Source organism: Deinococcus aerius (assembly GCF_002897375.1).
Lineage (GTDB): Bacteria > Deinococcota > Deinococci > Deinococcales > Deinococcaceae > Deinococcus > Deinococcus aerius.
Map to the genome: position 1 here is coordinate 19550 of NZ_BFAG01000024.1, position 9190 is coordinate 28739.

The window sequence follows — 9190 nt, forward strand, 5'->3', positions numbered from 1 at the left end:
CAGCTCACTTCGTCAGGACGCCCTGGCCGGTCGGCTGGCCCACCCCGGAGGGTCCGCGCCCCGTCTCCCGGCCCAGGTCGCCCAGCGCCCGCTCGTACTCGCGCGGGAAGACCTTGACGAATTCCGGCAGCGCCTCCTCCCAGTGGTCCAGAAGTTCGCGGGCGCGCAACGAGCCGGTCCAGCGGTGATGCTCCTCGATCAGCCCCCGCAGTTGCGCCTCATCGGTCTGGCCCCGGTGCCAGAAGCGGCGCTCGATGGTCGCCTCCTGCTCGGCGCTCGGCACCACCCGGTCGAGCGAGACCATCGCCGCGTTGCAGCGGGAGGCGAACTGCCCGTCCTCGTCGTACACGTAGGCGATGCCGCCCGACATGCCCGCCGCGAAGTTGCGCCCCGTCTTGCCCAGCACGACGACCGTGCCGCCCGTCATGTACTCGCAGCCGTGGTCGCCGGTGCCCTCCACGACCGCCGTGGCCCCCGAGAGCCGCACCGCGAAGCGCTCGCCCGCCACGCCCCGCAGGAAGGCCTCGCCCGAGGTCGCGCCGTACAGCACGGTGTTCCCCACGACGATGTTCTTCGTCGCGTCGCCCCGGAAGTCGATGGAGGGCCGCACCACGACCCGGCCACCGGAAAGGCCCTTGCCGGTGTAGTCGTTCGCGTCGCCGATCAGGTAGAGGGTGATCCCGTTCGCCAGGAACGCCCCGAAACTCTGACCGCCGTTCCCCTCCATCTGGATGAAGATGGTGTCGTCGGGGAGGCCATCCGGGCGGCGGCGGATCAGTTCGCCCGAGAGCATCGCCCCCACCGTGCGGTTCACATTGCGCGCGGTCTCCAGCACCTTCACCTTCTCGCCGCGTTCCAACGCGGGGCGGCACTTCTCGATCAGGGTCACGTCGAGGGCGCGTTCGAGGCCGTGGTCCTGCGTCTCCACATGGCGGTGGGCGACCCCGGCGGGCACGGCGGGCTGGTGGAACACGCGGCTGAAATCCAGGCCGCGCGCCTTCCAGTGCTCCACCCCTTTGCGCGTGTCGAGCAGGTCCGAGCGCCCGATCAGGTCGTCGAACCGGCGGATGCCCAGCGAGGCCATGATCCCCCGCACCTCCTCCGCCACGAAGAAGAAGTAGTTGATGACGTGTTCGGGCTTGCCCGCGAACTTCTGCCGCAACACCGGGTCCTGGGTCGCCACGCCCACCGGGCAGGTGTTCAGGTGGCACTTCCGCATCATGATGCAGCCCTCGGCGACGAGCGGCGCGGTGGCGAAACCGAACTCGTCGGCGCCGAGCAAGGCACCGATCACCACGTCACGCCCGGTCTTCATCTGCCCGTCGGCCTGAACGCGAATGCGGCTCCGCAGGCGGTTGAGCACCAGCGTCTGCTGCGTCTCCGCCAGCCCCAGCTCCCACGGCGAGCCCGCGTGCTTGATGGAGGACCAGGGCGAGGCACCTGTACCGCCGTCGTGCCCCGCGATCACCACATGGTCGGCCTTCGCCTTTGCCACACCCGCCGCGATGGTCCCGACTCCCACTTCCGACACCAGCTTCACCGAGATGTCCGCCCGCGGGTTCACGTTCTTGAGGTCGTGGATAAGCTGCGCGAGGTCCTCGATGGAGTAGATGTCGTGGTGCGGGGGAGGGGAGATCAGGCCCACGCCGGGAACGGAATGCCGCAGCATCCCGATGTACTCGCTGACCTTGCCGCCGGGTAATTGCCCGCCCTCGCCCGGCTTGGCCCCCTGCGCCATCTTGATCTGGATTTGATCGGCGGAAACGAGGTATTCGGTGGTGACGCCGAAGCGGCCCGAGGCGACCTGCTTGATCTTGGAGCGGAGAGAGTCGCCGTCCTGAAGCTCGTAATCTGCCGGAGCCTCGATGCGGCCCTCACCCAGGATGTCCCTCAGGGTCATCCCCGCCGTGATCGTCTCGCCCCCCATCTCCCCGCGATACCGCGCCGGGTCCTCGCCGCCCTCGCCCGTGTTCGACTTGCCGCCGATGCGGTTCATGGCGACGGCGAGCGTGGTGTGCGCCTCGGTGGAGATGGAGCCCAGGCTCATCGCGCCCGTGGCGAAACGTTTGACGATCTCGGAGGCGGGTTCGACCTCTTCCAAAGGAATCGCCTTTTCCGGGTCCACCTTCAACTCGAACAGGCCGCGCAGGGTCATGTGGCGCCGCGACTGGTCGTTGATGATCTGCGCGTACTCGCGGTACGTCTCGACCCGGCCCGAGCGCGTCGCGTGCTGGAGCTTGGCGATGGCGTCCGGCGTCCACATGTGTTCCTCGCCGCGCGCCCGCCAGGCGTACTCGCCGCCGAGGTCGAGCATGGAGGCGAGCAGCGGATCGTCGCTGAAGGCTGCCCGGTGCAGCCGCAGCGCCTCCTCCGCCACCTCGAACACGCCGATGCCGCCGACCTGGGTGGAGGTGCCGCGGAAGTACTTCTCGACCAGCTCCTCGCTGAGCCCGATGGCCTCGAAAATCTGGGCGCCGCAGTACGACATATAGGTGCTGATGCCCATCTTCGACATGATCTTCGAGAGGCCCTTACCCACGCCCTTGATGTAGTTGGAGATGGCCTTTTCTGGCGTCACGCCTCCCGGCGCATTTTTATACAGGTCCGCCAGCGTCTCCAGCGCCAGGTACGGGTGAATCGCCTCCGCCCCGTAGCCCGCGAGGACCGCGAAGTGGTGGACCTCCCGCGCCGAGCCCGTCTCGACGACCAGGCCCGCCGTCGTCCGCAGGCCCTGGTGGACGAGGTGCTGGTGGATGGCTGACAGCGCGAGCGGGGCGGGGATGGCGACGTGGTCGCGGTCCATTGCCCGGTCGGTCAGGATCAGGATGTTGTGCCCTTCCCGAATGGCGTCCACGGCATGCGCCCGCAGCGAGGCGAGCGTGGCCTCGATCCCCTCGCGGCCCCAGGCGGCGGGGTAGCAGATGTTCAGCTCGTAGGGCCGGAACTTGCCCCCCGTCTGCCCACTGATGGAGCGCAGCCGCGCCATGTCGTCGAAGTCGAGGATGGGCTGAGCGACCTCCAGCCGCATGGGCGGATTGACCGCATTGATGTCGAGCAGGTTCGGCTTGGGGCCGATAAAGGAGACCAGCGACATCACGACCTGTTCGCGGATGGGGTCGATGGGCGGGTTGGTAACCTGCGCGAACAGTTGCCGGAAGTAGTTGTACAGCGGCTTGTTGCGGCTGGAGAGCACCGCCAGCGGCGAGTCGTTGCCCATCGAGCCGACGCCCTCCTCGCCCGCGGCGGCCAGCGGGTCGAGCAGGAACTTCAGGTCCTCCTGCGTGTACCCGAAGGCCTGCTGGCGGTCGAGCAGCGTTTCGCGGAAAGCGGGCACCTCGGCCTGCGCCGCGAGGTTCCCCAGCTCCACGCGCACGTTCTCGATCCACTGCCGATACGGCTTGGCCGAGGCGTAGCGGGACTTCAGCTCCTCGTCCTCCAGAATGCGCCCCTCGTCGAGGTCGAGCAGGAACATCCGCCCCGGCTGGAGGCGCCACTTCTTCAGAATCTTGTGCTCGGGAATGGGCAGCACGCCCGACTCCGAGGCCAGGATCACGAGGTCGTCCCGCGTCACGATGTACCGGGCGGGGCGCAGGCCGTTGCGGTCGAGCGTCGCGCCGATCTGCCGCCCGTCCGTGAACACCATGGCGGCGGGGCCGTCCCAGGGCTCCATCATCGCCGCGTGGTACTCGTAAAAGGCGCGGCGGCGCTCGTCCATCGCGCCGTGCTGTTCCCACGCCTCGGGAATCAGCATCATCGCGGCGTGGGCGAGGGGATAACCCGCCATCGTCAGCAACTCCAGCGCGTTGTCGAAGGTCGCCGTGTCCGATTGCCCCCGCAGGCTGATGGGATAGAGCTTGGGGAGGTCGTCGCCGAGGACGGGCGACTTCATCACGCCCTCGCGTGCCCGCATCCAGTTGAAGTTGCCCTTGACGGTGTTGATCTCGCCGTTGTGCGCGACCATGCGGTACGGGTGCGCCAGATACCACTCGGGGAAGGTGTTCGTGGAGAAGCGCTGGTGGACGAGCGCGAGCGCCGACACCACCCGCTCGTCCTGAAGGTCGAGGTAATACTCGCCAACCTGCCCGGCGAGGAGGAGCCCCTTGTAGATCACCGTGCGGCACGACATGGAGGGCACGTAGTATTCGCGCCCGTGGGTCAGCTTGAGGCGCAGAATCGCCAGCGATGCCCGCTTGCGGATCACGTACAGCTTGCGCTCCAGCGCGTCGGGCACCAGGATGTCCGGCCCGTGGCCGATGAAGACCTGGCGGATGACGGGCTCCTTGGCCCGCACCGCCGGGGACATGGGCATCTCGCGGTTGACCGGCACATCGCGCCAGCCCAGCAGCACCTGCCCCTCGGCCCGGATCGCGCGCTCCAGCTCCTGCTCGCACGCGAGGCGCGAGGCGTGTTCCTTGGGCAGGAAGATCATGCCCACGCCGTAGTCGCCGGGGCGGGGCAGCGTGACGCCCTGCTTCGCCATCTCGGCCCGGTAGAACTCGTCGGGCATCTGAATCAGGATGCCCGCGCCGTCGCCCATCAGCTCGTCGGCGCCGACTGCACCCCGGTGGTCCAGATTTTCCAGAATCCCCAGCCCCTGCGTGATGATGCCGTGGCTCTTGTGCCCCTTCAGGTGGGCGATAAAGCCTACGCCGCAGGCATCGTGTTCCTGCTCGCCCCGGTACAGGCCGTGCTGGCTGAGCGCCTCGATTTCCTGCGGGGTGGGTTGGTTCGTGGGGTCGTGATCCATCAGGCACTCCTCTCTCGGCCCGGCCAGCCGGGATAGGACTTGAGACTACACAGCCTGCATAAATAGACGGCGGGGGTTGTCCATGTGTGCCCTGTTCGGCAATGGCCGCACTAGACAAGAGGCGCTGGGTTCGGGCGAAAGACCCTGGAGGCTCTCCGCGTTCTCGTTTCCGTCTTATTCATGGGGTCGCATTTTCTTGCTGGGCGCGTCCGGCTTGCTCTACGAGGCGGCTATGCTGGCGGGGTGACGAACGGCGGGGGAACGGGGGCAATGGCGCCACTTCGGCTGGTGCAGGTCGGCCTGGGGGGCTGGGGACGGGACTGGATCAAGATCGCGCGGGCGGAACCCCGGGTCGAGACGGTCGCGTTCGTGGATGCGAACCCCGAGTCGTTGCGGCTGGCCCAGGAACGCGGGGCGCCGGAGGACCGCTGCTTCGCCTCGCTCGAAGAAGCCCTGAGTACCACCCAGGCGGATGCCGTTCTGATCACCACTGGAGCAAATGCACACGTCCCGGTGGCCCTTGCTGCCCTCGCGGCGGGCCTGCCCGTCCTCGTCGAGAAGCCCTTCGCACCCACTGCCCTGGAGGCGCGGCAGGTCGTGCGGGCGGCCCAGGCGCGCAACCTTCCCCTGATGGTGAGCCAGAACTACCGCTTCCACCCGGCCCCGCGCCTGGCCGCTCAACTGGTGCGCGAGGGGCGGCTCGGCGAGGTCGGGTACGTCGAGGTGGACTTCCGGCGAAATAGCCCGCGCCAGGTGGCGGAACCGACCGCCCACAACCTCCTGCCCCACCCGCTGCTCCTCGACATGGCGATTCACCAGTTCGACCTGATGCGCTTCGTGCTGGGCCGGGAGCCCGTCTCCATCGACTGCCACGCCTTCAACCCCCCGTGGAGCCCCTTCCGCGACCCGGCGAGCGCGGTGGCGACGGTCGAATTCGAGGGCGGTCTCATTGTCAGTTACCGGGGAAGCTGGGTGAGTTCCGGCCCGGTTACCCCCTGGGCGGGTGAGTGGCGGATGGACCTGAGCGGGGGAGAGGTGCGCTGGACCAGCCGCAACGACCCGCCGCCCGACCGGGTGCAGGTGCGTCCGTTGAGCAAGAGGGCGCGTTCCCTGCCCCTTCCAGCCGTGCCACACCTCGACCGGGCCGGAGCCCTCGCCGCCTTCGTGGACGCCGTCCGGGCGGGAACCGAGCCGGAAAGCTCCGGGCGGGAGAACCTTCCCAGCCTCGCCCTGGCCCTGGCGGCGGTGCGCTCGGCGGGGGAGGGGCGGGCCGTGCCCCTCGCCGAATTCCTCGGGCCGGACGACCTGCGCTGAGGAGCAAATCCATAACACCCACTGTTCAGGAGGGGTTGGGAGCGTCACTTATACTCGCGCTTCTGGCACCCTCTGGCGCGGCAGGCGGGGGCAACCTCCCGCCGGGGAGACACTGATGGCCGACTCGACCCGTCCCGACCCGAACTCGCCGGAACCGTCGCCGCTCACCGCCCTCCCCGGCAGCGTCCGCACCCTCCCCCAGGGGGCGCAGGCCACGGGGGTGCCCAGCCCGGGGGACACGGTGGAGGTGACGCTGCGGCTGCGTGCCCCCCGCCCGCTGACGCCCCTCGAAGTCGCCGCCGCGCCCCTGACCCGCGAGGCCTACACCCGGACGTACGGCGCCTCGGAGGACGACCTGGGGCGGGTGGAGGCCTACGCCCACAGCCGGGAACTGAGCGTGGTGGAGGCGAGCGTGCCCCGCCGCACCGTCATTGTGCGGGGCACGGTAGCGCAGGTGGAGGCCGCCTTCGGGGTCCGGCTGGGGCTGTACGAACTGGGAGGCCGGACCTTCCGGGGGCGCAGCGGGCCGGTGCTCCTCCCCGCCGACCTCATCGGGGTGGTGGAGGGCGTGTTCGGCCTGGACGACCGCCCGCAGGCGGGTCCCCGTTTTCGCCTGGCGGCCCCGGTCGGTTCTCAGAGCATCGCCTTTCCCGAGCAGGTCGCGGCCAGCTTCACGCCGCCCGAACTGGCCCGCGCCTACGGTTTCCCGGAGGGGGACGGCGCGGGGCAGACCATTGCCATCATCGAGCTGGGGGGCGGCTACCGCCCGGCGGACCTCCGGGCCTATTTCGCGGGGCTGGGTCTGCCTCTGCCGAGGGTCACGGCGATCAGCGTGGACGGCGGGCGCAACGCCCCCACGGGCGACCCCGGCGGCGCCGACGGCGAGGTGATGCTCGACATCGAGGTGGCGGGCGCGGTGGCCCCCGGCGCAAATATCGCCGTGTACTTCGCGCCGAACACGGACGCCGGGTTTCTGAACGCGGTCACCCAGGCCGTCCACGACGCCCGCCGCCAGCCCAGCGTGGTCTCGATCAGTTGGGGTGCCCCTGAGAAGGACTGGACCCTCCAGGCCATGCAGGCGATGGACAGCGCCTTTCAGGACGCGGCCCTGCTGGGCGTCACCGTCCTGTGCGCCGCCGGGGACGACGGCTCGAACGACCGGGTGGGCGACGGCCTGGCGCACACCGACTTCCCCGCGTCGAGCCCCTGGGCCACGGGCTGCGGCGGCACCCGGCTCAGCCTCTCGGACGGCCAGATCGTGAGCGAGGTGGTCTGGCAGGGGGCGTCCGGGGGCGCCACGGGTGGTGGCGTGAGTGACACCTTTCCGTTACCCGATTATCAGCGTGACGCAGGCGTGCCGCCCTCGGCCAACCCGGGTGGGCAGGTGGGCCGGGGCGTACCCGATGTGTCGGCGGTGGCCGACCCCCAGACGGGTTACCGGGTGCGGGTGGACGGCCAGGATACGGTGATCGGCGGCACCAGTGCGGTCTCGCCCCTGTGGGCCGGTCTGGTCGCCCGGATCAACGCGCGGCGGGGGCAGGCACTGGGCTTCCTCAACGCCCGGCTCTACCCCCTGGGCGTGCTGCGCGACATCACCGAGGGCAACAACGGCGCGTACGCGGCGGGACCGGGCTGGGACGCCTGCACCGGCCTGGGCAGCCCGGACGGCGGGAAACTGGCGGCGCTGGAGGAGCAGGGGTAAAGGTCCGGCCCACATGGGTGGGCTACGGAAACGCCGACCTCAAGAAACGGCCAAAGGTCGTCCGTCTACGTGCCCCGCCGGGTTCTTACGATGAAGGCTCATCCCCCAGCCGAGCCCCTCCCAGGAAGGCGGACCATGCAGCGGATACGTCACCTTCGCCCTGGACGAACGTTCATCCAGGCCCTTCTCACCAGCACCTTGCTGACCGGCTGTTACAACCTCCTTCCCTCCAACGGGGGCGGCCAGGCGAACCCACCAGCAGTCCGCACCGTGCGCCCGGCGGATATCGCCGTCCCTGCGGGCTACCGGGTGGAGGCGGTCGCCACTGGCCTCGACTTCCCCACCGCCGTCGCCTTCGACGAGCAGGGACGGGTCTACGTGCTGGAGGCGGGCTACTCCTACGGCGAGGTGTTCACGGTTCCCAGGCTCCTGCGGCTGGAGCAGGGCGGGGGCCGCATGGAGATCGCTCGCGGCGAGAGCTCGCCCTGGAACGGCCTGGACTACGCGAACGGGGCCTTCTACGTCGGCGAGGGCGGCGGGATCGGCGGCGGCCGGATCGTGAAGATCAGCCCGGGCGGTCAGGTCACGCCGCTCGTGCAGAACCTGCCCAGCCTGGGCGACCACCACACCAACAGTCCGGTGGTGGGGCGCGGCGGGTACGTGTATTTCGGGCAGGGCACCGCGACGAACAGCAGCGTCGTGGGCACGGATAATGCCGATTATGGCTGGCTGAAACGCTTCCCGCAGTTCGATGACATCCCCTGCGTGGATATCACCCTGAACGGGCGCAACTTCCAGACGGGGAACCCGCTGACGCCCGCCGCCGACACCGTGGTCACGGGCGCGTACCAGCCCTTCGGCACACCCTCGCGGCCCGGCCAGGTCGTGAAGCCGTCCTTCCAGCCGCCCGCGTCCCCGGCAGTCCTGCGGCTGAGGCAGCGGATGGTCTGAGGTTGCTCCTGATTCGTCACGCTGCTTCCTCCCCCCCACCGAACTGGGCGGGCGTGAGAGTGCGCGGCAATTCCCATAGGTGTCGGGTTTAGGCCAGGTCCGGGGATGTTCCCGCAAGGACTGACTGTAAGCGTCCTGAGATTGCTCCCCCAGCTAACTTCCCGCATCTGGCCCGGTGACTTCTGCTGTTGACAGGGTAGACGGGTGGGGCTATCTTTGCGGACCTGCCCGCGCGGGGCTGGCCCAGACGCGCGGGACTTGAACGGGGCAACCCCCTGCTCCAAGTGGTATTGACAGCTCCAGGAGTTGGCTGTACCTTATGGGCCTGCGCGAGGCGCACTCGGAAAATGTGAGCGAGGTCTTGACAAGTTCGAGCCAAGCGAGTACACTACTGAGGTGCCTGAGGGGAACGCCCCGAACGCGCACGGAGCGCAAGCTCCGCGAAGCATGACAACGGAAGAAGCTTGAGAAGCAAA

Annotated in this window: 4 protein-coding genes; 3 read left to right on the plus strand and 1 reads right to left on the minus strand. The window is 69.1% G+C overall.

The features are described 5' to 3' along the window. Positions 1-4: 4 nt before the first annotated feature. Positions 5-4747, minus strand: a complete 4743-nt coding sequence (locus DAERI_RS21200) for a glutamate synthase-related protein (RefSeq protein ID WP_103131439.1) — start codon at positions 4745-4747, stop codon at positions 5-7. A gap of 243 nt (positions 4748-4990) precedes the next feature. On the opposite strand from DAERI_RS21200, the gene DAERI_RS21205 reads away from it, so the two are divergent. From DAERI_RS21205 to DAERI_RS21215, 3 genes are all read left to right on the plus strand, one after another. After that, positions 4991-6061 (plus strand): Gfo/Idh/MocA family protein, encoded by a 1071-nt coding sequence (locus DAERI_RS21205; protein ID WP_201262811.1) that lies wholly within the window; start codon positions 4991-4993, stop codon positions 6059-6061. Positions 6062-6176: 115 nt separating this feature from the next. Then, on the plus strand, positions 6177-7763 hold the full coding sequence (locus DAERI_RS21210) for a S53 family peptidase (protein WP_103131441.1): 1587 nt from the start codon (positions 6177-6179) through the stop codon (positions 7761-7763). A gap of 135 nt (positions 7764-7898) precedes the next feature. Next, positions 7899-8714, plus strand: coding sequence for a PQQ-dependent sugar dehydrogenase family protein (locus DAERI_RS21215; RefSeq protein WP_201262812.1), 816 nt, complete (start codon positions 7899-7901; stop codon positions 8712-8714). The last annotated feature ends 476 nt before the right edge of the window (positions 8715-9190 follow it).

What these genes read in the sequence shown, in the direction of transcription:
- DAERI_RS21200 (WP_103131439.1), bottom strand. Translation starts at nt 4,747, where the DNA reads ATGGATCACGACCCCACGAACCAACCCACCCCGCAGGAAATCGAGGCG.
- DAERI_RS21210 (WP_103131441.1), top strand. Translation starts at nt 6,177, where the DNA reads ATGGCCGACTCGACCCGTCCCGACCCGAACTCGCCGGAACCGTCGCCG.
- DAERI_RS21215 (WP_201262812.1), top strand. Translation starts at nt 7,899, where the DNA reads ATGCAGCGGATACGTCACCTTCGCCCTGGACGAACGTTCATCCAGGCC.